We start from the raw sequence: 24260 nt of genomic DNA, 5'->3' as shown, positions 1-24260 counted from the left end.
CCATTCTAAGGAACCTGCGGCGAAAGTGCCGTATCCGGCCGCTAAGTGCTTGATCGGAGGATGTCGGCGGGGCGCGAAAGCGCGAATGCGCGCGACGGCCACGGATTCGCCGCGGGCGCGGTCGTATCATGAACGCATGAATCAAGACGCCCACGCGCCCTCCGATCCGGCGCAGACCCTCCACGATGTGCTGATCGTCGGCGGCGGCCTGGTCGGCGCCAGCCTGGCGATCGCCCTGGACCGCAGCGGCCTGCGCGTCGGCCTGATCGAGGCCGCGCCGCCGGGCGCACTGCCGGCGGTGTTCGACGAGCGCAACCTCAGCTTCGCCGAGGCCACCGTCAACGCCCTGGGCGCGCTGGGCGTGCTGCAGAAGCTGCGCACGCCCAGCGGCGCGATCCGTCGCATCCACATCAGCCGGCGCGGCGATTTCGGCCGCAGCCTGCTCGACGCGCACCGCTACGGCCGCGAGGAATTCGGCCGGGTGGTGACCGCGCGCGACTTCGGCGAGGCCCTGGAAGCGCGCCTGGCCGAGCTGCCGCGGCTGCTGCGCTACCGTCCGGTGCGCTTCGTGGGCTTGGCCGAGGACGACGGCAGCATCCGCGCGGTGCGGGTCGCCGACGGCGCCGGCGAGCGCGTGCTGCGCGCGCGCCTGCTGGTCGCCGCCGATGGCACCCGCAGCGGCGTGCGCGAGGCGCTGGGGATAGGCGTGGACGAACACGACTACGAGCAGACCCTGTTCGTGACCCGGTTGCGCGCCGAGCGCGCGCCCGACGGCACCGCCTACGAACGTCTGGGCGAAGGCGGGCCGACCGCGCTGCTGCCGCGCGGCGACGGCCACTACGGCCTGGTCCACGGCGTGCGACGCGAGCAGGCCGATGCGGTCGCGGGCCTGGACGAAGCCGGCTTCCTGGCCCAGGCCCAGGACGCGTTCGGCTGGCGGGTCGGCCGCTTCCTCGCCTGCGGCGCGCGCAACGCCTATCCGGCGATCCGCGTGCTCGCCCAGCGCCGGGTCGGCGCGCGCGCGCTGCTGATCGGCAACGCCGCGCAGACCATCCACCCGATCGGCGCGCAAGGCTTCAACCTGGGCCTGCGCGACGCGCTGACCCTGGCCGAACTGATCGAAGCGGCGCGCGCCGCGGCGGGCGAGCCCGACTGCGGCGCACCGGCCCTGCTGGACGCCTACGAGCGCCGCCGCCAGGAGGACCGCGAACGCACCATCGCCTTCTCGGACGGACTGGCCCGGGTCACCGCCAACGCATCGCCGCTGCTGCGGCCGCTGCGCAGCCTGGGCTTGTTCGCGGCCGACCGTCTGCCATCGGTGCAGGCCTATCTGGTCGGCGGCGCGATGGGCTATCGCGGCGACGTGCCCGCGCTGTGCCGCGGAGCGCAGGCATGAGCCGGCGCGGTCCGCTGGACGTGATCGTGGTCGGCGCCGGCGTGGTCGGCGCGGCCGCCGCGCTGGCGTTCGCGCGCGACGGTCTGGAGGTGGCGCTGGTCGAAAGCCGCGAGCCGCCGCGCTGGCGCGAGGACGCGCCCGATCTGCGCGTGTACGCGTTCGCGCCCGACAACGCGGCCCTGCTCGACGATCTTGGTGTGTGGCGCGGCGTGCTAGACGCGCGCGCGCAGCCGTATCGCGCGATGCGGGTCTGGGATGCGGCCGGCGGCGGCGAGCTCGGCTTCGAGGCCGACGCCTTCGGCCGGCGCGAACTGGGTTGGATCGTCGAACACGGCTTGTTGGTCGATCGCCTGTGGGCGGCCCTGCCGGCTGCCGGCGTGCGCCTGCATTGCCCCGAACAAGTCGTCGGCCTGGAACAGACGCCCGAGGGCGATAGCGCCGAACTGCTGCTGGCCAGCGGCAACCGCCTGCGCGCGCGCCTGGTGCTGGGCGCCGATGGCGCCGAATCGCAGCTGCGCGGCCTGGCCGGCATCGAGGCGCCGGCGCACGACTACGGCCAGCGCGGCCTGGTCGCCTTCGTTGATCACGAACTCCCGCATCAGGCGACCTGCTGGCAACGTTTCCTGCCGACCGGACCGCTCGCGTTCCTGCCTTACGCCGGGCACGACGGGCGCCGCAGCTCGATCGTCTGGACCCTGCCCGATGCCGAGGCCGAGCGCCTGCTCCACATCGACGAAGCCGATTTCCTGCGCGAACTCGGCCATGCCTTCGGCGCGCGCCTGGGCGCGATCGCGGGCGTGTCCAAGCGGGTCGCGTTTCCCTTGCGCCGACAGCTCGCGCAAAAGTACGTGAGCGGCCGCGTCGCGATCGCCGGCGACGCCGCGCACGTGGTGCATCCGCTGGCCGGGCAGGGCGTGAACCTGGGCCTGCGCGACATCGCCGCGCTGCGCGGCGTGCTAGCGGGCGCGCAACGTCGCGGTGCCGATCCCGGCGGCGCCACCCGCCTGCAGCGCTGGGAACGCGAACGCCGCAGCGAGAACGCCTTGGCCGCCTACGGCTTCGACGGCCTCAATCGCCTGTTCTCCAACGACGCGGTCGCCGCGACCTTGTTGCGCGGCCCGCTGCTGGGCCTGGCCGGCAAGCTGCCGCCGGTCACCCACGCATTCTGGCGCCGCGCCGCGGGCGTGTGACTACGCGCGCGGCGCCTCACCCACGTAGGACGGCGGTCGCCTGAGCAACAGGTACAGCGCCACCGCCACGCCGATCGCGGCCACCGCCATCACGTAGTAGGCCGGCGCCATGCCGCCCAGCCCGCGCATCCACGGCGAGGCCAACAGCGGCGGCGTGCTGGCGCCGAACACCGCATAGGCGACGTTGTAGGAAAACGACAGTCCCGAGAATCGCACCGGCGCCGGGAACGCGGCCACCATCACCGCCGGGATCACCCCGACCACGCCGACGAAGGTGCCGGCCAGCGCGTACATCAGCAGGAAATGCTGGGCGCCGTGGTTGAGGTCGTAGTAGAGCGCGTAGCTGCTCAGCAGCACGCCCAGCGCGCCGATCAGCAGGGCGCGCGCGCGCCCGATCTTGTCCGCGAGCAGGCCCGCGCCGACCGCGCTCAGGGTCAGGCAGAACGCGGCCAGGCTGTTGCCGAGGAAGGCCTGCGAGGGCGCGATGCCGAAGCGCTGCTGCACGATGGTTGGGGTCATCAGGATGATCACCACGATCGCGGCGGTCAGCAGCCAGGTCACCAGCATCGACAAGGCCACGCCGCCCGCGTGCTCGCGCAGCACCCGTTTCAATGGCAGTTCCTGCACCAACTGGCGGCTCTCGCGCATGGCCGTGAACACCGGCGTCTCGCTGAGCCAGCGCCGCAGGTAGACGGCGAAGAAACCGAACACGCCGCCGATCAGGAACGGCAGGCGCCAGGCCCAGTCCAGCACTTGCGCCGGCGCGAACCAGGTGTTGACCGCGGCCGAGATCAGCGAGCCGATCAGGATGCCGGCGGTGAGCCCGGCCGAGAGGCTGGCGCAGGCGAAGCCGACCCGGTTCGGCGGCACGTGCTCGGCCACGAAAGTCCAGGCGCCGGGCACTTCGCCGCCGATCGCGATGCCCTGGACGATGCGCAGCGCCAGCAGCAACAGCGGCGCGGCGATGCCGATTTGCGCGTACACCGGCAGCAGGCCGATGCCCAGGGTCGGCAGCGCCATCAGGAACACGCTGAGGGTGAACATGCGCTTGCGCCCGGAGCGGTCGCCGAAGTGGGCCATGACGATGCCGCCGATCGGTCGCACCAGATAACCGGCGGCGAAGATGCCGTAGACCTGCAGGGTCGACAGCCAGCCCGGCATGTCGGGCGGGAAGAACAGCTGGCGCAGGCTCTCGGTCAGGAAGACGAAGATGACGAAATCGTAGAACTCCAGCGCGCCGCCCAATGCGGCCAGCGACAGCGTGCGCAGGTCCTTGCGATCCAGGGCGCGTGCGGCGGGCGCGGGGGACGCGGGGAGATCGGTCATCGGGCGTGGGCGGCGGCGGACGGAACCGGCAATGTACGGCAAAGCCCGCGCGCCGCGTGCGCCCGGGTTTGCGTTTCGCGACCCGCGCTCAGGTGTTCGGGCGGTGCCCGTAGCTGAGCACGCGGGTGATCTGCCAGACCCCGTCCTTCAGCCGCCACACGATCACGAAATCGGCGATGCCGTCGCAGCGGCCGCTGTCGAACTGACAGAAGCGGTGCGAGCCCTGGGCGATCGCGCCGAAGTCCTTGATCGGGAATACCTTGAGGCTGCCGGGTATCAGCTCGCGGCGGAAGTGGCCGCACACGTGTTTCTCGGTGTTGGCGAGCATGTCCTTGCGCGACCAGGTGACGCCGCCGTTGTCGTGATAGAACTCGACGCCTTCGTCGAAGTAGTCGGCGTGCTTCTGCAATTGCCCTGGTTTGTCGCAGGTGTTGAAGGCATCGAACACCGCGGCGTCCAAGGCCGAGACCGTGTCGAACAGCGGATCGGCGGCCGGATGGGTCGCCGGCGCGGTGGTCGCGGATGCGGCGTATGCCCCCGGCGCCACGACCATGAGCGCGGCGGCGATCAGCGGGATGAGCTGGTTCATGCGGGTCTCGTAAGGGGCGGATAGCTGGCGACCGCCCGACTATACGCAGCCCGCGCATGGCCGCATCTGACAAAAGGCACACGGACCGAGGTCCGCAAGGCAATGCGCGACGCCCCGAGCGCTCGGGGCGTCGCGATGCCGCGTGGGAGCGCGACGGACCGGATCGTTCCGGTCGCGCGCCTGCCGCTTACATCCGTCCTTCCAGTTCGCGCGGGCTCAGGTAACCGTCGCCGTCGACATCCAGCAGCAGGAAGTCGGCGGTCAGCGCCGCGTGGCCGCCGGCTTCGGCCCGGTTGATGCGGCCGTCGCGATCGCCGTCCAGGACCGGGAAGTCGATGCGGTAGCCCACGCTGGCGCGCGATGCCGGCGGCGCGGTGGTGGCCTGAGCGGTGGCGTCGGCGGCGGCCTGCGCGCGCAGGCTGGCATCGGCGGCCGCGCTGCTGGCGTCGCGCGCAGCGAGCGCGGCCTGGCCCGCTTCGGCGGCGGCCGCGACCGGGTTGGCGCCGGTCTGCGCCGCGGTCTGCGCGGCTTGCGCTTCCTGCGCCGCGCTCACCGCGCGCTGCGCCGCGGTCTGGGCGTCGATCGAGGATTGCTTGGCTTGATAAGAGGTGGCCGCCGCGGTGGCCGCGCCGTGTTCGGTGACCGCGCCGGCTTTGCGCGCTGCGATCGCGGCTTGCGCGGCGGTTTGCGCGGCAGCGGCATCGTCGCGCGCATTGCGCGCATCGTCCACGGCGACCTTGGCGTCGGTGCTCGCATTGATCTGAGCGCCGACCTTGGACTTGGCCTGCTGGGCCGCGGCCTGGGTGCTGATGCCGGTGGCGGCGATCGCCAGAGCCAGCAAGGTGATCCGACTCAGGGACGTGACGCGTTTGTAGGCATGCCTATTCATCGTGACCTTCGTGCGGGTGGGGGAATGGCGACCCTAGACCCCACGCGGTCAATCCGATGTATACGAACGAAACGCCCGCTGAACGCGTCGATGCGCGATGAACGTGGGCCTCAGCGCGGGCGCGCGTACACGGTGATCTCTTCGCGATCGTGATACAGCTGGCGCGCGCGCACGATCAACGGCCGATGGGTCTGATGCTCGAACAGCTCCAGGCACACGCGGGTTTCTTCCCAGCGCTTCTTCATCGGCAGTTTGAGATTGAAGATGGTTTGCCGGCACCAGCCTTCGCGCAGCCAGGTCGCCATGCGTTCGGCGACGCGGCTGGGCTGCTCGACCATGTCGCAGACCATCCAGTCCACGGTGCGGCGCGGCTGCCATTGGAAACCGTCGGCGCGCAGGTGATCGACGCGGCCGCTGTCCAGCAAGGCCTGGCGCAGGGGGCCGTTGTCGACCGAGGTCACCTTCATGCCGTTGCGCATCAGCACCCAGGTCCAGCCGCCGGGCGCCGCGCCGAGGTCGGCGGCCTGCATGTTGTCGCGCACCAGGCGCTCGCGCTCTTCGTCGTCCAGCAGGGTCAGCAGCGCTTCTTCCAGCTTCAACGCCGAACGGCTGGGCGCGTCGGGATGCATGCGCAGACGCGGGATGCCCAAGGGCCAGGGCGCGGCGTCGCGGGTATCGGCGACCGCGACCATGGCGTGGTCGCCGTCGAGGAACACGATGTGCAGGCGCGGACGCTGCGTGTCGTCGCTGGCGGTGAGGCGGCCGGCCTTGCGCAGCGCGGGGCGCAGGGCGTTGCCGAAGCTGCGCGCCAGGCCGGCCAGCGGCTTGCCGGCGTCGGAATCGGGATGCTCCACCCACAACTCGCCGTACAGCGCGGGCACCGCGCCGGCCGCGATCTGGGCGTCGAGCGCGGCCAGGATCGGGGTGATCCGATCGCGCGGATCCAGGCCGCGCAGGTCGGCGATGCGCAGCAGCTTCTGGCGCGCGAAGATCAGTTGCGACAGCGGCAGCGCGCGCGCCAAGGCGGCCGCGTCCTCGCACAGGAATTCGACGTAGCCGCTGCCGCGCTCGGTGCGCGCGTAGCCGGGGTGGCCGGCGATCGCCGCGCGCTCGTTGAGTTCGGCCGCCAGTTCGGGCTCGAAGCCGGCGCGGCACCAGCAGAACAGCGCTTGCTCAGTCATAAGGGCAGGAGTGGGCTTGGAGAAGTGAGGAGTGAGCAACGGCGAACGGGCGATGGAGACGAAGCCCGCGCCAGCATACGGCCTTTACTCACTCCTCACTTCTCTACGCTCACTTCTGGCTTCAATAAGCCACACCGCTCTCGCCATAACGCCGCAGCACGTCGCGGGCGGCGTCGCGGTGCAGGTCGCGGCGCACCGCGATACCGCGGCGCTCGAGTTCGCCGATCCAGTCCGCCGGCAGCGGGCCTTCGTCGAACTCGGTCAGCGCCATCACGTCTTCGGAGCGCGCGCCGATCAGCAGGGTATCGATGCCGGCCCAGAAGCTGGCGCCGTAGCACATGCAGCAGGGCTGGGCCGAGGTCGCCAGGGTCATGGCGCCGGTCTCATTGAGGCGGTAGCGGCCCAGCGCGGTCTGCGCGGTCATGAAGGCCATCATCTCGGCGTGCGCGACCGAACAGGTCTGCGGCACCACCCGGTTCACGCCCACGCCGATCACGCGGCCGTCGTGGTCGAACACCGCGGCGCCGAACGGCCCGCCGCTGCCGACCTCGATATTGCGCCGCGACAGTTCCACCGCCAGGGCGACCTTGTCCTCGTCGCCGACATAGCGGCGTTCGCGATCGACCGCGCCGTCGATCCAGTCGGGCAGCAGCAGCTCGACGCGGGCCTGCAAAGGGGCGTGGGCGGCGCTCACATCGGCACTCCCTGCTGGGCGGCGACGCCGCGGCATTGGCCCTGGACGCAGGCGCAGCCGGCGATCACCGGCGAGCCGCACATCGACATCTTGCCTTCCTTCGCGCACTGGGCCATCACCGCCGAGGGGTCGGCCGGGCTGCCGCGATTGACGCAGGCGTTGAATTGGCCGCAGCAGTTGCCGACGTTCTTGACCACGCAGTCGTTGTCGCTGGCACAGCTCAGGTCCATCGCGATCGCCACCGGTTCCAGCGCCTCGGAATGCTGGCCCGGCGCCGGAAACTGCGGCGCGGGCGCGGGCGCGGCCGTCGCTGCCGCGGGTGCGGCGGTGGGCGCGGCGGCGTCGGTTGCGGCCGCGGGCGCAGGCGCGGGCGAGGAGCACGCGGCCAGTAGCGACAGCAGCAGCGTGCCCAGCAACAGTGCGAAGAGTCGGCGCGTCATGGCGTCAAGCCTTGCTGGCCCAGATGTCGCGCAGGGTCACGCTGCGGTTGAACACCGGATGCGCGGGGCTGTGGTCGTGGCGGTCGGCGACGAAGTAGCCCACGCGCTCGAACTGGAACGCGGTCTCGGGCGCGGCCTGCGCGGCCGACGGCTCGACGTAGCCGATGGTGGTGCGGCGCGAGTTCGGGTTGAGGTGGTCCTGGTAGGTCTTGCCGTCGCTGTCGTCGTCCGGCGCGGCGACGTCGAACAGACGGTCGTACAGGCGCACTTCGGCGGCGATCGCGTGGCGCGCGCTGACCCAGTGGATGGTGCCCTTGATCTTGCGGTCGGCGCCGGCCATGCCGGGGCGCGACTCGGGATCGAGGCTGCCGCGTAGCTCGACGATCTCGCCGGCGGCGTTCTTGATCACCTCGTCGCAGCGCAGGATACCGGCGCCGCGCAGGCGCACTTCGCCGCCCGGGATCAGGCGCTTGTAGCCCTTGGGCGGGACTTCCTCGAAGTCCTCGCGCTCGATCCACAGCTGGTTGGAGAACGGAATCTGGCGCGCGCCGAAGCTTTCGTCCTTCGGGTGGTTGGCGAAGTGCAGGAATTCCTCGTGCGCGTCGTCGAGGTTGCTGATGACCAGCTTGAGCGGGTCGATCACCGCCATGCGCCGCGCCGCGGCCGCGTCGAGGTCCTCGCGCAGGCAGCCTTCCAGCACCGAATAGTCGATCACCGAGTTCTGCTTGCTCACGCCCAGGCGCTCGGCCCACAGGCGCAGCGAAGCCGGGGTGTAACCGCGGCGGCGGATGCCCTGCAGGGTCGGCATGCGCGGATCGTCCCAGCCGTCGACCAGTTTCTCCTGCACCAGCACCATGAGCTTGCGCTTGCTCATCACGGTGTAGTTGAGGTTGGCGCGCGAGAACTCGATCTGGCGCGGGATCGCGGCCTCGTTCGGCAGGCCCCGGGCCAGCAGCGGCGCCAGCAGTTCGGGCGAGTTGGGCAGATCGACCTTGGCCACGCACCAGTCGTACAGTGGGCGGTGGTCCTCGAACTCCAGCGTGCACAGCGAATGGGTGATGCCTTCGCAGGAGTCGCTGAGGGAATGGGCGAAGTCGTACATCGGATAGATCGGCCAGGCGTCGCCGGTGTTCTGGTGGGCGACTTTCTTGATCCGATACAGGGCCGGATCGCGCAGGTTGATGTTGCCCGAGGCCATGTCGATCTTGGCGCGCAGGGTGCGCGCGCCGTCGGCGAACTCGCCCGCGCGCATGCGCCGGTACAGGTCCAGGTTCTCTTCGACGCTGCGCTCGCGATAGGGCGAGTTGCGGCCCGGCTCGGTGAGGTTGCCGCGGTAGGCGCGCACTTCCTCGGCGCTGAGGTCGCAGACGAAGGCGTCGCCCTGGCGGATCAGCTTCTCGCCGGCCAGGTAGAACACCTCGAAGTAATCCGAGGCGTGGCGCAGCTCGGCCCAGTCGAAGCCCAGCCAGCGCACGTCCTCCTGGATCGCGGCGACGTACTCGGGGTCTTCCTTGGCCGGGTTGGTGTCGTCGAAGCGCAGGTTGCAGCGCCCGCCGAACTCCTGGGCGATGCCGAAGTCCAGGCAGATCGCCTTGGCGTGGCCGATGTGCAGGTAGCCGTTGGGCTCGGGCGGGAAGCGCGTGCGGATGGCCGCGTGCTTGCCCGAGGCCACGTCCTCGCGAACGATTTGCCGGATGAAGTCGTTCTTGACCGGCGCGGCGTCGGGGGCGGAATCGGTGGCGGGGGCGGACTCGACGGACATGCGGCACTTGAAGGCAGGGGAGAACGCCCAGTTTAGCCTCTGGCGGGTTTTCCTGCCCTGACGGGACTGGCGCGGCTGGAACCGTGCCGTGGTTTTGGGTAGGCGCGGCGCGCACGGCGACCGCGTCTGCGGCCGCCATGCGGTCGCCGCTGGCGCCGCGCCTGCCCCGGAGCGGGCAGGGCCGGCGTATGCTGGTTACGGACCCGAATGGCCCGGTGGGCCGAAGGATCGCGACGATGAAGGTCGTCTACGAAGCCGCCAATCTGATCGACGCGCACCTGGTGCGGCACGCCCTGGAAGCGGTCGAGATCCCGGTCTTCCTCAAAGGCGAGGCTCTGCTGGGCGGCGTCGGCGAATTGCCGGTGTTCGGCATGGTCCAGGTCTGCGTGCCGGAGGCGGCCTGGCCGCAGGCGCGCGACGTCGTCGAGCAGTTGTCGCTGGGCCAGGCGGCGCAGGCCGACGCCGCTCAGGACGACGAACCCGACCCCGGCGCGATCGGCTGGCTGCCGGCCTGAGCCGGCCGCGTTCGACGCCCGTTCCCGACTTACTCGGCGCCCGCGCAGGCCGGTGCCGGCATTCCCACGTTTTTTCTTCAGCAGGACCCGCATGCAATCGATTCGCTCCCTGATCCGCGACGTCGCCGATTTCCCCAAGCCGGGCATCGTGTTCCGCGACATCACGCCCCTGCTGGCCGACGCCGGCGGTTTCGCGCGCTGCATCGACGCGCTGGCCGAGCCCTGGCAGGGCAGCGGCGTGCAGGCGGTGTGTGGGATCGAATCGCGCGGCTTCATCTTCGGCGCGGCGCTGGCGCAGAAGCTGCACGCCGGCTTCGTGCCGCTGCGCAAGCCCGGCAAGCTGCCGCCGCCGCTGGTGTCGGTGGACTACCAGCTCGAATACGGCAGCGACCGCCTGCAGGCGCGCAGCGATGCGCTGCGCCCGGGCGAGCGCGCCTTGATCGTCGACGATGTGCTCGCCACAGGCGGCACGCTCGACGCGGCGCGCAGCCTGGTCGAGCGCCTGGGCGGCGAACTGGTGGGCGCGAGCGTTCTGATCGAACTGGCGGGCCTGGGTGGGCGCGCGCGCTGGCAGGGGCCGGCGCGCCTGCATGCTTTGTTGAGTTATTGATTTCGCCTGCGCCTGCGCCGGCACTGTGGCGACGCAGCCCGCTGTCGCGACGGTGGGCCTGGGGCACCTGACGACTCGACCGCCCCGATAGGTCGCGACGAGCCGAAAGCGAGCCGCATCGTCGCGATCAGCGCAGAACCGCGACGATGCCGATTCGCGACCGACCGGCTCCCTCTCCCGCTTGCGCGGGATGGGGGAGGGCCGCGCCACCGGCGCGAGTACCTCAAGGCTGGCCGCAGCGGTACTTATCCAGATTCACGAAACCGTTGCTCCGCCCGATCTCTTCGTGACCGACCGGCTCCCTCTCCCGCTTGCGGGAGAGGGTTGGGGTGAGGGCCGCGCCCACAGCGCGAACGTCTCGAACCCTCAAGGCTGCCCGCAGCGGTACTTGTCCACGTCGACGAAGCCATTGCTCTGACCGATCTCGTGGTCGTAGCACCCCTGGCTGCCGAAACGCTGATGCCGTTGCGTCGAATGGCCCACCGCATGGCGCTGATCGCGCGGCACGCCGTAGTTCCAACCGGCCTCGCCGTCGAAGCGGTTGCGCTTGACCTGCGCCAGCGGCGTCGTGCCCGGCGCCGGCGTCTGCAGGGCGTTGGCGTCGTCGTAGATCTTGAGCCGCGTAGTCACCCGATAGTGGTCCTCGACCGGCTCGAAGCTGAGCAGGCCGTCGAAGCCGAAGCTCTGCGAGTTCACCGCCAGCGAGGGCAGGCCGCCGCCGATGCGGGTCACGGTTTCGGTGTCGTCCCAATCGCCCTTGACGCCGTCGTGGTACTCGCCCTCGTCCCACAGGTGCAGATTGCGATTGCCGACGATGCGGTCGACGTGGGTGATCACGCGGCCCTGGGAGGTCTCCAGCCAGCCGCTCGCGCGCAGGCGATGACCACCGCGGGTGTCGACCTGGTGGCGACCGTCGGGCAGGGTCGAATAGGCCGGATCGTTGGCTAGCGCGGTGAGTTCGTAGCTGAGCAGGCCGCCGCGGGTGACCGCGCGGCGCGGATCGCGCCAGACCTGCAGATTGGGTTGCAGGGTCCAGCCGGACGCACCGTCGGGCAGATTGGCCACGCGGAAGCGCAGCTCGTGCGGGCGGCCGTCGTTGACCAGGCCGATGTAGGGCGTGAGGTCGTAGCGGATCGGTTCGATGTTGAACGCGCGCGGCGCCGGCATCACGTACCACAGGAAGGGATTGGACCAGCCGCCGGTGTAGATGTGCGGGTAGGGCATGGCGATGCCGGCGACGCGGCCGTCGATCAGCACCTGCACTTCGCGATACGGCCCGTTCTGCGCAGGACAGGAATAGTCGGCCTGCGGCGGCGCGGTGAAGTACCAGAACTCCTCGCAACCGCCGCCGGAGCCGGTGGCGTACACCTCGGCCAGCCAGCGCTGCGCGTTCGCGGGCAGGGCGATGTCGCCGACCAGATCGGCGCCGTCGCGACGTTCTGCGCTCAGCGCGACGATGCTGTCGGCGGCGGCCACGGCCGGATGGCGACGGTCGGCGTTGTAGAACGTCACCCGCGCCTTGATGTGGATCACGCCGGTGTAGGTTTCGTTGACCACGTTGCCCAGATACATGCGCACCTGCTGCGGCGAGCGCAGCAGGCTGGCGTAGGCGCTGATGTCCTTCTCCACGTGCCACTGGATGCCTTCGCGCGAAGGCTCCGGGGTGCTGGTGGAGAACACCGTCATGCCGCCGATCTGCAGATAGCCCAGGCGGTCGTACTGCACGCCCTTGACCGCGCCGTCGACCTCCAGCACGACCTTGTTCCAGGGGCCGGGACACGCGGCCGGCGGCGCGATCTGGCCGTAGTGCCAATCGAAGTCGGCGAAATGGGTGTCGAGGATCTCGACCGTGCAATGCGCGGTCGGCGGGCGCGCGACCGCGGGGTCGGCGGTGCGCGGGTCGTCCCAATCGCCGCCGAACTCGTCGGCGGCCAAAGCCGGCGCGGCGCTCAGCAGCAGTCCTGCGGACAGCAGGGTGGTGGCGCACCAGGCGCGCAAGCTCGCGTTCGCATGCATTCGGGTCGGTTCCTTCGATGGCGGGAGATTCCTCGCCTCGGTCGCGATGCCGCCGGGGCGGCATCCCCCTGCGGACCGGGCGGCGTCCGCCGAGCATCCTGCGATGGCGCGCGACGGACCGCGAACGCGGTCTCGGTTCGGGCGATGGGCGCGCGATCGCCAGCGCGAGTCGCCATTCCGGGTGGGCAAGGCGCGCGCCGGCAGCGCCCGCAAACCCTTGAAATAACGGGCCCGGCGCCGCATTTCTGAGCCACGGATTTCCCCGTGATCGCACCGGAGTCGGACATGCTGGGTATCGGCGCCAACAAACAACGTCTTCCGCAACCGCAGGACGCGCTGCCCGGCCGCAACCAGCCTTTGCCCTTGCACGACGCCCACTACGTGCACGGCCGCCCGCTGCGCGGCGGCCCCGATGCGTTCGCCGGCTTGGCCCAGGTGCAGTTCGGCATGGGCTGCTTCTGGGGCGCCGAGCGCAAGTTCTGGACCTTGCCGGGCGTGGTCACCACCGCGGTCGGCTATTCCGGCGGTTACACGCCCAACCCCAGCTACCGCGAAGTCTGCAGCGGCCAGACCGGGCACACCGAGGCGGTGCTGGTGGTCTACGATCCCGCCCAGGTCTCGTTCGACGCGCTGTTGCAGACCTTCTGGGAGAACCACGACCCGACCCAGGGCATGCGCCAGGGCAACGACGTCGGCACACAGTACCGTTCGGCGATCTATTGCGGCGACGAGGGCCAGTACCGTGCCGCGCTCGCCAGCCGCGATGCGTTCCAGGCGCGCCTGCGCGAGGCCGGCTACGGCGAGATCAGCACCGAGATCGCGTTTCCGGCGCCGACCTTCTACTACGCCGAAGACGAACACCAGCAGTACCTGGCCAAGAACCCGACGGGCTACTGCGGCTTGGGCGGCACCGGCGTGAGCTGCCCGATCGGCGTGGACGCCTGAGCCGGCGAGGTTCGCTGCGCGGGCCTCGCTAGCATGCGCAAGCCACGCGATGCTCGCCTCAGTTGGCGCGTTCCGCGCGTCGGCGCGCCTTGGCCGGCGGCTTGGGCGGTTGCAGCAGCGCCTGCGGCAGCTTGCGCAGTTCGGCGGCGAGTTCGCTGAGGAAGTCCGACATCGCCGAGCTGCGCCGCCACAGCATCGCGATCTGGCGGTGCGGGGCATCGCCGCGGAAACGCAGCAACTGGATGTCCGGCGAGGCCGGCACCGGCGGCTGCACCGCCAGCATCGGCAGCAGGGTGATGCCGACTCCGGCCGCGACCATCTGGCGCAGGGTTTCCAGGCTGGTGGCGCGGAAGCCGTCGCGTTCGTCGGCGCCGGCCAGGCGGCACACGTCCAGGGCCTGATCGCGCAGGCAGTGGCCTTCCTCCAGCAACAGCAGGTGCTGATCGTCCAGATCGTGCAGCTCCAGCGAATCCTGCCCCGCCATCGGATGCTGCTGCGGCACCGCCAGCAGGAAGGGCTCGTCGAACAAGGGCTCGATGTGCAGTTGGTCGTCGTGCACCGGCAGCGCGAGCAGGCCGGCGTCGAGGCGGCCGTCGCGCAGGCGCGCCAGGATCTGATCGGTCTTTTCCTCGACCAGCAGCAGTTCCAGGCGCGGGAAACGCTTGCGCAGGCCCGGCACCACGTGCGGCAACAGGTAGGGGCCGAGGGTAGGGAACAGGCCCAGGCGCACGGTGCCGGCTTCCGGGTCCTGACTGCGACGCGCGATCTCGCTCATCTGTTCGACGTCGGCGATCACCTTGCGCGCGCGTTCGGCGATATCGCGCCCGACCGGGGTCAGCATCACCCGCCGCGGCGCGCGTTCGACCAGGGACACGCCTAGCTCGTCCTCGAGCTTCTTGATCTGGGTCGAGAGCGTGGGCTGGCTGACGAAGCTGGCGGCGGCGGCGCGACCGAAGTGCTTGTGATCGGCGAGCGCGACCAGATATTTGAGGTCACGAAGATTCATGCGGCGGTCGGCTCAGGGCTTCAGAACGAATGTTCATTGAGATAGGCTATCGCCATCATAGGAACAATTCATTTCTTTAATCAAATGCTGTCCTGCAACATAGCCTCATCGGATGCGGTCCGCGGCATCCAACCCCCTTTCCACCCCCTTCCCATCCGTTAATCAAGGAGTCGTACGCATGCTTTCCATCGGCGAAAAGTTCCCGAAATTCAAGGTCAAGGCCACCGTCGGCATCGAGAGCCTGGACAGCGCCTTCGCCGACATCGACAACGACACCTACAAGGGCAAGTGGCTGCTGGTGTTCTTCTATCCGAAGGACTTCACCTTCGTCTGCCCGACCGAGATCAAGGGCTTCGGCGACCTGAACCAGCAGTTCCTCGACCGCGATTGCCAGGTCCTGGCCGCGTCGACCGACAGCGAGTTCGTGCACCTGGCCTGGCGCAAGGACCACAAGGATCTGCGCGACCTGCCGTTCCCCATGCTGGCCGACATCAAGAAGGACCTCACCTCGGCGCTGGGCATCCTCAGCGAAGACGGCGTGGCCCAGCGCGCGACCTTCCTGGTCGATCCGGAAGGCATCATCCGCTTCGTCTACGTCACCGACGGTTCGGTCGGCCGCAACCCGCAGGAAGTCCTGCGCGTGCTCGACGCGCTGCAGACCGACGAGCTGTGCCCCTGCAACTGGAACTCGGGCGACAACACGCTGAAGGTCGCCTGATCCGTCAGTCGGATCGGCGAGCCAGGCCGCGGATCTCCGTGGGTCGCGGCCGGCTCCCTTAGCGTCGCCCGGTTTCACCTGCGCCGCCTGCGTATGCGGTCGGCGCAGATCTTTTCAGGCAACACCCGCACGCGGGCCGGCTTCACCCCCGGCTCCCCCTCCCTCCCGTGCGGGATGCCCGCAGCCGGGGTTCGCCCCGGCTGCTTTTTATCGCGGCGCCGCCTTCCGCGGCGCCCGCGCCCAGCGCCACCATCGCCCGCCAGCCGCAGGCCGCGCGCCGCATGCCAGCCAGCGTCGGTGCCGCGCCGCGCACCTCCCCCGATTCAGCCGTATCCAGGAGCCCTTCGATGAGCCTTTCCGATCTTCGCAACTCGCTGCCCGACTACGCCAAGGACCTCAAGCTCAACCTCGACAGCGTGCTCAGCGACGCCGGCGCGCAGGGCCTGGACGGTAGGCAGATCCGCGCGATCGCGCTGGCCTCGGCGATCGCCTCGCGCTACCAGCCGCTGGTCGCCGCGATCGAAGCCTTCGCCGCCGAGCAGCTCTCGCCCGAAGAGCTGGACGGCACCCGCGCCGCCGCCGCGGTGATGGCGATGAACAACATCTACTACCGCGCGACCCACTTGATCCAGAACCAGGAATACGGCCAGCTGCGCGCCGGCCTGCGCATGAACATCATGGCCAACCCCGGCATCGACAAGATGTCCTTCGAGTTGGCCTCGCTGGCGGTGTCGGCGATCAACGGCTGCGGTGCCTGCATGGATTCGCACGAGCGCGTGCTGCGTAAGCACGAAATTAGTGCTCTCGGTGTGCAGAGCGCACTGAAGATTGGTGCTGTGGTGCACGCTGTGGCGGTGACCCTGGAGCAGAGCGCGGCCTGATCGCCATCCGGTTCCAGCGCGTACGGGCCCGAACGGTCCGCGCGTCCGCCTTGCCTCGCGACCGCCGGCCCTGTGCCGGCGGTCGTTTTTGTGCCGCAGGGCGCGGGCGGCGGCCCGCGCTCGCGTAGGATGTGCCGCTGGATTCGGCGGGCGCGGAATCGCCCGCGGCCGATTCCCAACACATCCTGGTGGCGTCGGGCCGCCGAGCGAACTCCAATCAGGGAAGATTGCCCCATGAAGAACACGATGCCCCGTCTGCTGCTCGTGGCAAGCGCTTGCTTGTTCGCGGCCCCGTTCGCCGTCGGCGCCAAAGGGCCGGCGGCCGCCAAGTCGGCCGAGCCCGACGCATTGGCCGAGCGCGTGTTCGATTGCGCGCATCTGGCGGGCGAGGTCGGGTCCGGCGATCCGGAGCGCGAGCAAGAGCTGAGTCAAACCAACGACGAGCTGGATTGCGACTCGGACCTGATTCATGCGCAGATCGCCGCCGCTCGCAAGAAGTACGCCGCCCAGCCCGGCAAGCTGGCCAAGCTCGACAAAGCGATTGAGGACGCGAAGTCCGAATACGGCGTGGAGTTCTGAAAGGACGCCGCCGATGAACCGCATCGATCTGCTGCTGCGCGAAGCCAGGACGCGTCTGGACGACGGCGCCGAGGCCGAACTGCTGCTCGCGCATGCCCTGGGCAAGCCGCGCAGTTGGTTGTTCGCGCACGGCGACGACGTGATCGCCGACGAACTCGCGCGCCGCTACCGCACCCTGGTCGCGCGCCGCGCCGACGGCGAGCCGGTCGCGTATCTGCTCGGGCAGCGCGGCTTCTGGAGCTTCGACCTGCGCGTGACTCCGGCCACCCTGATCCCGCGTCCGGAAACCGAACTGCTGGTCGAGTTGGCGCTGGCGCGTCTGCCCGCCGGCCGGATTGCGCGCATCGCCGACCTGGGCACAGGCAGCGGCGCGATCGCGTTGGCGCTGGCGCGCGAGCGCCCGGCCGCGCGGGTGACCGCCACCGACGCCAGCGACGCGGCGCTGGGCGTGGCCGCCGACAACGCGCGCGCGCTGGGCCTGAACAATGTCGAGTTCCGCAACGGCGACTGGTACGCGCCGCTGCAGGGCGAGCGCTACGAGCTGATCGTCAGCAACCCGCCCTACATCTCCGAAGACGACGCCCATCTCGAACAGGGCGATCTGCGCCACGAACCGCGCAGCGCACTGGCCTCGGGCGAGGACGGTCTGGACGCGATCCGCGCGCTCGCCGCCGGCGCGCTCGCGCATCTGCAGCGCGGCGGCTGGCTGCTGATCGAACACGGCTGGGAGCAGGGCATGGCCGTGCGCGGCCTGCTGCGCGAGGCCGGCCTGGTCGAAGTGGCGACCGAACGCGACCTCGAAGGCCGCGACCGCGTGACCCTGGGACGCGCGCCCGCCGACTGAGCGCGTGCTAGGCCTGCATACGGTATCGCCCGCGCGCCGCGCCTGGGTAGACTCGGCGCATTCCGTCAGCGAGATTCCGCGATGCGCATGCTCTATCCCGAGATCGAACCCTACGACGTGGGCACGCTCCAGGTCGACGACCGCCATACCCTGTATTACGAGCAATGCGGCAACCCCGACGGCAAGCCGGTGGTGCTGCTGCACGGCGGCCCCGGCGCGGGCTGCAGCCCGAAGATGCGGCGCTTCCACGACCCGGCCAAATACCGCATCGTGCTGTTCGATCAGCGCGGCAGCGGGCGCTCCACGCCGCACGCCGACCTGGTCGACAACGGCACCTGGGAACTGGTCGCCGACATCGAGCGCCTGCGCACGCGCCTGGGCATCGAGCGCTGGCAGGTGTTCGGCGGATCCTGGGGCTCGACCCTGGCCCTGGCTTACGCGGAGACCCATCCGCAGCAGGTGACCGAACTGGTCCTGCGCGGCATCTTCATGCTGCGCCGCTGGGAGCTGGAGTGGTTCTACCAGGAAGGCGCCTCGCGCCTGTTCCCGGACGCCTGGCAGCACTATCTGGCCGCGATCCCGCCGGTCGAGCGCCACGACCTGATCAGCGCCTACCACCGCCGCCTCACCAGCGACGACGAACGCCAGCGCCTGGCCGCCGCGCGCGCCTGGAGCGTCTGGGAAGGCGCCACCAGCTTCCTGCACGTGGACGAGGACTTCGTCAGCGGCCACGAAGACGCCGCGTTCGCGCTCGCGTTCGCGCGCATCGAGAACCACTACTTCGTCAACGGCGGCTTCTTCGAGGTCGAGGATCAGCTGTTGCGCGATGCCCATCGCCTGGCCGGCATCCCCGGCACCATCGTGCACGGCCGCTACGACGTGGTCTGCCCGGTCCAGAACGCCTGGGACCTCAAGCAGGCCTGGCCCGGCGCCGAGCTCAGCATCACCCCCGCCTCCGGCCACTCCGCCTTCGAGGCCGAGAACGTCGACGCCCTGGTCCGCGCCACCGATCGCTACGCCGCCGGCTAAGCGCTCCCGTCTCAGGCAGTGCCCCGAACCGGCCGGTAGCGCGCAGCTACCGGCCGGTTTCGTTTGTGCGGACGCAGGTTCCGCGAGCCGGCCTCGGGCTCAATTCTCTACGTGGAAAACGTCCACACATTTAGTGCGTATGGCGCGCGCTGCTTGCATTGGCTTGTTGCGGGTGTCCGCCTGCGCGGGTGATGCGCGATTTCTCCTTCAAGTTTCAATGAATTGCGTTGCCTGAATGCGCCGGTTCCGGACGGATAGGCGCAACTTAGGTGGTCGTAAGTCACATTGATGGCGGGTCGAGTCGATATTCGTTTTGGAATATCAGGTCCTAATTAGGTTTATATTCTCCAAATAGGATGGAAGGATCGTCGGCGCGATGGGGAGATCTCGGCTTAGTTGCGTTGCGGCGCCCGGATCGACAGGTGCCGGCTTAGCGAGATGCAGCGGCGGGAATGCATGAGGGAAGGGCTTTTGATCTTGAGGCGGGTGTTGCGGGCTATCGCGCGGCGGATTCCAGGTCGCGCGCTGGCGCTGGAGTTGGTGCCGGTCCATCAGCTGCATGTCGATAGGCGCGGCGATGCGTGGGAATGCATCGCCGAAGGCAACGACCCGCGGATCGACCTGCGCGCTCGCCCGGGCTATGCCCTGCCGGCACCGGGCTGGTACCAGCTGCGGGTGGCGTTCGAGCTGGGCGAGGGTGGCATCGTCGCGCCCTGCCTGTACCCGGACTATGGCGAAGGCCAAAGCGAGCACAGCCGGATCGATGTCGCCGAGCCTGCGCGCTCGGGCGAGTACGTGTACACGGTGGTGCTCATCAATGCTCCGGTCAGAGCGTTGCGTTTCGACCCGACCCAGTGCGCGGCCAGGTTCGGCATGCGCGGATTCCGGATGCGGCGCATCTCGCGCCTGCGCGCCGTGCTGGAGATGCTGACAGGCATCCGCCGTTGCGCCGGCGAGTCGCCGCGCGATCGCCTCGGCGCCGACCTGCTCGGCTTTCTGCGCCATGCGCTGCGCGAGGGCGCGGCGGCGGCGGCCGAGTCCTTGAAGCAACGCTATCGCGGCGCCTTGCGCGATCAGGCCCTGTCTTACCAGCAATGGGTGGCACGCTTCGATAGCCGGCCCGCCGTCGAGCAGACGCGCGATCGCGTCGAGCTGCGCACCGGCGCGCCCGACCTCTCCGTGGTCCTCGTCGTGCGCGAGCCTCGTCTGGAGCTGCTCAAACGCAGCATCGACAGCGTGCTGGCGCAAAACTACAGCCGCTGGCAGCTGTGCGTGGTCGCCGACGTCGCCGCCTCGATCGCCACCAAGCGCCTGCTGCGCGAGTACGCGCTATGCGATCGGCGCATCTGCCTGCAATTCAGCGAGCGCTGCGCGCAGGACGAGCAGGCCGCCAACGAGGCGATCGGTCTGGCCAAGGGCGACTACCTCGCCTTCCTCGGGCAGGAAGACGAGCTATGCGCCGATGCGCTGCGTGAGCTCGCGCGCGCTGTGGTCGAGCGTGCCGACGCGCGTCTGTTGTACTCGGATGAAGACAAGATCGACGCCGCAGGGCTGCGCAGCGATCCCAACTTCAAGCCGGCCTGGAATCCCGACCTGCTGCGGGCGCAGAACTACCTTTGCCATCTCGTGGCGATCCGCGCCGACCTGCTGCGGGAGGTCGGTGGCCTGCACGCAGGCTACCAGGGCGCGCAAGATCACGATCTCGTATTGCGCTGCGTCGAACGCCTGCGCGACGAGCAGATCGTGCACATCCCCAAGATCCTGTATCACGCCAGGCGGCCGTCGCAGGCGACGGCAGCGGAGCCTGCCGTGGCGGCTTGCGAGGCGGGGCGACGCGCGGTCGAAGCGCACCTGGCCAGGATAGGGCGGCCGTCGCGCGTCGAGGTCACCGAGCACGGTTATTTCAGGGCGCTGCCGGCGTGCGAGCCGCAGGCGCCCAAGGTGACGGTGATCGTGCCGACCCGCGACCGCGCCGAACTGCTGCGGACCTGCGTCGAAAGCGTGCTGGATCGGACCGCTTACACGAACTTCGAGTTGATGGTCGTCGACAACGGCTCGGTGGAGCCGCAGGCAGTGGACTATCTGGCCGGCTTGCGCGGGCGCGAATGCGTGCGTGTGGTCGACTACCCGTACGAATTCAATTTCTCGGCCATCGTCAATCACGCCGTCGCGCAGAGCTCCGCGCAGGTTCTGTGCCTGCTCAACAACGACACCGAGGTGATCGGCCCGGACTGGTTGGACGAGCTGGTGTCGCATGCGATGCGCGAGGAGGTCGGTGCGGTCGGCTGCATGCTGTATTTCCCGGGCGACACCATCCAGCATGCCGGCGTGATTCTCGGCATCGGCGAGGGTGGTGTCGCCGGGCACGCCCATCTCAACCTGCGTCGCGGCAGCGGCGGCTACGTCGGTCGAGCCCGAGTCGTGCACAACCTCACCGCCGTCACCGGTGCCTGTCTGGCGGTTCGGCGCAGCGTCTACGACGAAGTCGGCGGCATGGACGAAAACCTGGCGGTGGCTTTCAACGACATCGATCTGTGCCTGCGCATCGATGCGAACGGCTATCGCAACGTCTGGACGCCGTTCGCCGAGCTGTACCACCACGAATCGGCCAGTCGCGGCCAGGACAACACGCCGGAGAAGCGCGCCCGCTTCCTCGCCGAGTCCGACACCATGCTGCGCCGCTGGGGCGACCTGCTGCGCAACGACCCGGCCTACAACCCCAATCTGTCCCTGGACAGCCCGAACTTCGAGCTCGCCTTCCCACCCCGCACGACCATCAGCCGAACGAGCCGCGGCGGACGTATGACTGTGCTTCCTAAGGTAGCGTCATGACCTTGTTGTTCTCCCACTTCCTGCAAAGCCTGCGCCGCCCCGATCATTGGGTGTACGGCAGCTGGCTGGACACCGTCACCAAGTATCGCAAGACCCGGCTGGGCGCCCTGTGGACCCTGGTGCCGACCGCGGTCTACGTGTGGGGACTGGGCGGCTTCCTGGCCGCGCTGCAGCCCGGCCTGGACCAGGCGCGTTTCCTGGCCCACATCGGCGTCGGCTTCGTGGTCTTCCGGCTGATGTCCACCGTGCTCAGCGACGCCACGGCCATGTTCTCGACGTACAAGTCGTACATCTACGACGGGCATCTGCGCCTGACCGACTACGTGCTGCGCACCCAGGCGCGAGCCTTCTATTACTTCGTGCTATCGCAACCGATCGTCGCCATCGTCGTGATCGCATCGCCGACGGTGCAGCCGATGGGGATCGCCGGATCCCTGCTGGGTCTGGTCGTGGTCATGATCAACCTGTTCCTGTATGCGGTGCTGCTCGGCGCGGCCGGCGCGCGGTTCCCCGACATGCACGAGTTCATGTCGAGCGCGATGATGGTGCTGTTCCTGATCACGCCCATCGTCTGGTATCCGGAGTCCGCGCCGGCCGGAACGCCCCACGGCACCCTGATGCGCGCCAACCCTTTCCATCATCTGATGCTCGCGATCCGGGGGCCCTTGCTGGGCGAAGCGATCGAGCCGGCGACCTACGTCTATCTGGGCGCGATGACTTTGCTGGGGCTGATCGGCGCGGCGCTGGTCTATCGAAGCGCGGCCCGACGCATTCCCATTTGGCTTTGAGGATTTGGCAACCATGGTCTATTTGCGCGCACGCGAAGTGTCGCTGGAATTTCCGATGGAGGCGCAGCACGCGTCCCGGGCGGACGCATCCTTTTTCCGCTCGACGATGACGGGCAGCACGCGCCGCTACGTGAAGGTGCTGTCCAGGCTGAGCTTCGCCGCGGAGGAGGGCGACCGGGTCGCGCTGATGGGGCTTAACGGCGCCGGCAAGACCACCCTGTTGCGGGTACTCAACGGCGCCTTTGTGCCCAGCACGGGTACGATCGAGAGCCGCGGCCTCACCCAATCGCTGCTCAACGCGACCCTGGGCTTCGCCGAGTACGCGACCGTGATCGAGAACGTGATGCTGCGCGGCACCGCGATGGGCTTGCGCCTGCGCCAGATCCAGGGCGTGCTCGGGGACATACTGGATTTCGCGGGCCTGACCGACCGCGCCAGCCATCGCTTGCACACCCTGTCGGCCGGTCAGCGCATGCGGCTGGGGTTCGCCATCTCCACCGCGATCCAGCCGGACATCCTGCTGATGGACGAATGGATCGCGACCGGCGACGCGGTGTTCGTCGAACGTGCGCGCAATCGCCTGACCGGGCGCATCAACGGCAGCCGCATCGTGGTGCTGGCCAGTCACAGCGCCGAGCTGCAAAAGCGGCTATGCAACAAGGCGCTGGTGCTGGACCAGGGACGGATGCGCTATTACGGCGATATCGACGAAGGCGTGTCCGTCTATCGCAGCATCGTATCGGCGGCCAGCGCCGAGCTGCGCGCGCAAGTGGCGGCCAACGATCCTCTGCTGTTCGGCAGCTCGTCCGGAATGATCGAGAGGGTCAGGATCGTCGACCGCAGGATCGAGCTGGAAGGCTGGGCGATCGACGAGCGCGGCAGGGAGGTCGCGGTGGTGTGCGTGGAGGCGGGCGGGGCCAAAGGGCCGGCCGCGCCGGAGCGCGTGGACCGCGAGGACGTGCGTCTGTACCTGGCCAAGGGCTCGGGGAGGTTCGGCTTCCGGGTCAGCCTGCCCGCGCCGGAGGATCAGGATGCCGAAGATCTGTTGCGTGGCCTGAGGGTGAGCGCGGGGTCCTCGATGGAGCGGTTGGGCGCGCCCTTGCCGATGGCGAAAGCGGCCGTGGTGGAGGTCTGCTGAATGAAGATCATGGATATCGTGAACAAGACAGTATCGCGCGGCGCTCCGGAGGATCAGGGGGGCGCCGGCGCGATGCTGGACGTGGTCAGCGTCGTCGTTCGCTTCCACGACTGCGGGTCGCTCGGAAAGCTGGAGCGAGCGATACAGAGCTTGCATGCGCAGACCGGCGTCGCCGTCCAGCCCATCGTGGTGACCCAGCGCTTTGCCGAGGCCGACCTGCAGAAGACCGTGCAGGCCGTGCAGCGCCAGTGGTTCTTCAAATGGCTGCCCAAGCCGCTGGTCATCAACTACGCGGACGGAAAATCCGGCGACGCCCGCTCGGCCCTGATGAATGCGGGAATACAGGAGCACCTGAAGCGCAATAACCGCTATCTGGCGTTCCTGGACTACGACGACGTTCTGTACACCCATGCCTACGAAGTGTTGCGCAAGCCGCTGGCGAGCAGCCAGGCGGCGGTGTCCTTCGCCGGCATGGAGCAGGCGCGCGCCGTCGGGCTGCGCGACTACGATTTCATCTACGAGGTGACCAGTCCCTACAGCGGCAAGAACAAGCTGGACTTGATCCGGGACAATTTCTGCCCTCTGCACTCCTACATGATCGATTGCGCGAAGGTCGATAGGGAGCTGCTCTACTTCCACTCCGAGTTGTCGCGGGTGGAGGACTACGACTTCCTGTTGCGCGTGGCCGGGCCCAGTCCCTGCGATTTCTCCGCGTTGGACCGTCGGATCGGTCTCTACATCATCCGTAGCGACAACAGCAACAGCACGCCCAGCCGTAACGGCAGCAAGGAGGACGCCGAGAAGGAGCGAGTGTGGAAGAAGAACCGCGAAAAGCTGGATCAGCTTCGCAGCACCTACCCCATCAAGCTGTTCGCGTCCGACTTCTAGGAAC

23 protein-coding genes are annotated in these 24260 nt (G+C 69.1%); 14 read left to right on the top strand and 9 right to left on the bottom strand.

Annotated features, from left to right (window positions below):
• The first annotated feature begins 136 nt into the window (after positions 1-136).
• Both ubiH and ASD69_RS18855 read left to right on the top strand, forming a co-directional pair.
• On the top strand, positions 137-1396 hold the full coding sequence (gene ubiH, locus ASD69_RS18860) for a 2-octaprenyl-6-methoxyphenyl hydroxylase (protein ID WP_056182150.1): 1260 nt from the start codon (positions 137-139) through the stop codon (positions 1394-1396).
• Complete coding sequence (locus ASD69_RS18855) at positions 1393-2586, top strand: FAD-dependent oxidoreductase (RefSeq protein WP_056182147.1); 1194 nt, start codon at positions 1393-1395, stop codon at positions 2584-2586. The genes ubiH and ASD69_RS18855 overlap by 4 nt, the downstream gene beginning before the upstream one ends.
• Here the strand turns inward: ASD69_RS18855 and ASD69_RS18850 are convergent, their stop codons facing one another.
• From ASD69_RS18850 to ASD69_RS18820, 7 genes are all read right to left on the bottom strand, one after another.
• The gene (locus ASD69_RS18850; RefSeq protein ID WP_056182145.1) at positions 2587-3912 is read right to left on the bottom strand and encodes an MFS transporter; all 1326 of its coding nucleotides are present in this window, start codon (positions 3910-3912) and stop codon (positions 2587-2589) included.
• An 88-nt stretch (positions 3913-4000) separates the two neighbouring features.
• Positions 4001-4501: a nuclear transport factor 2 family protein gene (locus ASD69_RS18845; protein ID WP_056182141.1), complete on the bottom strand. Its 501-nt coding sequence runs from the start codon at positions 4499-4501 to the stop codon at positions 4001-4003.
• Between the two features lie 187 nt (positions 4502-4688).
• The gene (locus ASD69_RS18840; RefSeq protein WP_157499333.1) at positions 4689-5390 is read right to left on the bottom strand and encodes a hypothetical protein; all 702 of its coding nucleotides are present in this window, start codon (positions 5388-5390) and stop codon (positions 4689-4691) included.
• 110 nt (positions 5391-5500) lie between these two features.
• Positions 5501-6571 carry a 23S rRNA (cytidine(2498)-2'-O)-methyltransferase RlmM gene (rlmM, locus tag ASD69_RS18835; protein WP_056182136.1) on the bottom strand — a complete coding sequence of 357 codons (1071 nt, stop codon included), beginning with the start codon at positions 6569-6571 and terminating at the stop codon, positions 5501-5503.
• Positions 6572-6692: 121 nt separating this feature from the next.
• Positions 6693-7244 carry a nucleoside deaminase gene (locus ASD69_RS18830; RefSeq protein WP_235567275.1) on the bottom strand — a complete coding sequence of 184 codons (552 nt, stop codon included), beginning with the start codon at positions 7242-7244 and terminating at the stop codon, positions 6693-6695.
• A 17-nt stretch (positions 7245-7261) separates the two neighbouring features.
• Positions 7262-7705 carry a hypothetical protein gene (locus tag ASD69_RS18825; protein WP_082576640.1) on the bottom strand — a complete coding sequence of 148 codons (444 nt, stop codon included), beginning with the start codon at positions 7703-7705 and terminating at the stop codon, positions 7262-7264.
• 4 nt (positions 7706-7709) lie between these two features.
• Positions 7710-9467 carry a glutamine--tRNA ligase/YqeY domain fusion protein gene (locus ASD69_RS18820; protein WP_056182125.1) on the bottom strand — a complete coding sequence of 586 codons (1758 nt, stop codon included), beginning with the start codon at positions 9465-9467 and terminating at the stop codon, positions 7710-7712.
• Positions 9468-9703: 236 nt separating this feature from the next.
• Between ASD69_RS18820 and ASD69_RS18815 the strand changes: the two genes are divergently transcribed.
• Together ASD69_RS18815 and ASD69_RS18810 are read left to right on the top strand one after the other, a co-directional pair.
• The gene (locus ASD69_RS18815; protein ID WP_056182123.1) at positions 9704-9982 is read left to right on the top strand and encodes a DUF2007 domain-containing protein; all 279 of its coding nucleotides are present in this window, start codon (positions 9704-9706) and stop codon (positions 9980-9982) included.
• 91 nt (positions 9983-10073) lie between these two features.
• Positions 10074-10592: an adenine phosphoribosyltransferase gene (locus tag ASD69_RS18810; protein ID WP_056182120.1), complete on the top strand. Its 519-nt coding sequence runs from the start codon at positions 10074-10076 to the stop codon at positions 10590-10592.
• Between the two features lie 366 nt (positions 10593-10958).
• On the opposite strand, the gene ASD69_RS18805 is transcribed toward ASD69_RS18810, so the two are convergent.
• A complete protein-coding gene (locus tag ASD69_RS18805; protein ID WP_056182117.1) occupies positions 10959-12608 on the bottom strand; it encodes a peptide-N4-asparagine amidase in 1650 nt (549 codons plus the stop codon).
• 285 nt (positions 12609-12893) lie between these two features.
• On the opposite strand from ASD69_RS18805, the gene msrA reads away from it, so the two are divergent.
• The gene (gene msrA, locus ASD69_RS18800; protein WP_056182111.1) at positions 12894-13553 is read left to right on the top strand and encodes a peptide-methionine (S)-S-oxide reductase MsrA; all 660 of its coding nucleotides are present in this window, start codon (positions 12894-12896) and stop codon (positions 13551-13553) included.
• 58 nt (positions 13554-13611) lie between these two features.
• On the opposite strand, the gene ASD69_RS18795 is transcribed toward msrA, so the two are convergent.
• Positions 13612-14559 carry a LysR substrate-binding domain-containing protein gene (locus tag ASD69_RS18795; RefSeq protein ID WP_056182108.1) on the bottom strand — a complete coding sequence of 316 codons (948 nt, stop codon included), beginning with the start codon at positions 14557-14559 and terminating at the stop codon, positions 13612-13614.
• Positions 14560-14737: 178 nt separating this feature from the next.
• Between ASD69_RS18795 and ASD69_RS18790 the strand changes: the two genes are divergently transcribed.
• The 9 genes from ASD69_RS18790 (at position 14738) to ASD69_RS18750 (ending at position 24256) form a co-directional block, all read left to right on the top strand.
• Complete coding sequence (locus ASD69_RS18790) at positions 14738-15277, top strand: peroxiredoxin (RefSeq protein ID WP_055900689.1); 540 nt, start codon at positions 14738-14740, stop codon at positions 15275-15277.
• 347 nt (positions 15278-15624) lie between these two features.
• Positions 15625-16158, top strand: coding sequence for a carboxymuconolactone decarboxylase family protein (locus ASD69_RS18785; RefSeq protein WP_056182105.1), 534 nt, complete (start codon positions 15625-15627; stop codon positions 16156-16158).
• Positions 16159-16392: 234 nt separating this feature from the next.
• The gene (locus ASD69_RS18780; RefSeq protein ID WP_056182101.1) at positions 16393-16737 is read left to right on the top strand and encodes a hypothetical protein; all 345 of its coding nucleotides are present in this window, start codon (positions 16393-16395) and stop codon (positions 16735-16737) included.
• Positions 16738-16750: 13 nt separating this feature from the next.
• Positions 16751-17581, top strand: a complete 831-nt coding sequence (gene prmC, locus ASD69_RS18775) for a peptide chain release factor N(5)-glutamine methyltransferase (RefSeq protein ID WP_056182099.1) — start codon at positions 16751-16753, stop codon at positions 17579-17581.
• A gap of 81 nt (positions 17582-17662) precedes the next feature.
• Positions 17663-18610: a prolyl aminopeptidase gene (pip, locus tag ASD69_RS18770; RefSeq protein ID WP_056182096.1), complete on the top strand. Its 948-nt coding sequence runs from the start codon at positions 17663-17665 to the stop codon at positions 18608-18610.
• A gap of 540 nt (positions 18611-19150) precedes the next feature.
• Complete coding sequence (locus ASD69_RS18765) at positions 19151-21442, top strand: glycosyltransferase family 2 protein (protein ID WP_162250679.1); 2292 nt, start codon at positions 19151-19153, stop codon at positions 21440-21442.
• Positions 21439-22230 (top strand): hypothetical protein, encoded by a 792-nt coding sequence (locus ASD69_RS18760; RefSeq protein ID WP_056182091.1) that lies wholly within the window; start codon positions 21439-21441, stop codon positions 22228-22230. The genes ASD69_RS18765 and ASD69_RS18760 overlap by 4 nt, the downstream gene beginning before the upstream one ends.
• A gap of 106 nt (positions 22231-22336) precedes the next feature.
• On the top strand, positions 22337-23368 hold the full coding sequence (locus tag ASD69_RS18755) for an ATP-binding cassette domain-containing protein (protein ID WP_162250678.1): 1032 nt from the start codon (positions 22337-22339) through the stop codon (positions 23366-23368).
• The gene (locus tag ASD69_RS18750) at positions 23369-24256 is read left to right on the top strand and encodes a hypothetical protein (RefSeq protein ID WP_056182083.1); all 888 of its coding nucleotides are present in this window, start codon (positions 23369-23371) and stop codon (positions 24254-24256) included.
• The last annotated feature ends 4 nt before the right edge of the window (positions 24257-24260 follow it).

The sequence above is a fragment of the Lysobacter sp. Root604 genome (genome assembly GCF_001427505.1).
In the GTDB taxonomy this organism is placed as follows: Bacteria; Pseudomonadota; Gammaproteobacteria; order Xanthomonadales; family Xanthomonadaceae; genus Lysobacter.
The sequence above is the reverse complement of the archived record's forward strand: the minus strand, read 5'-3'. Positions and strand labels throughout refer to the sequence as shown.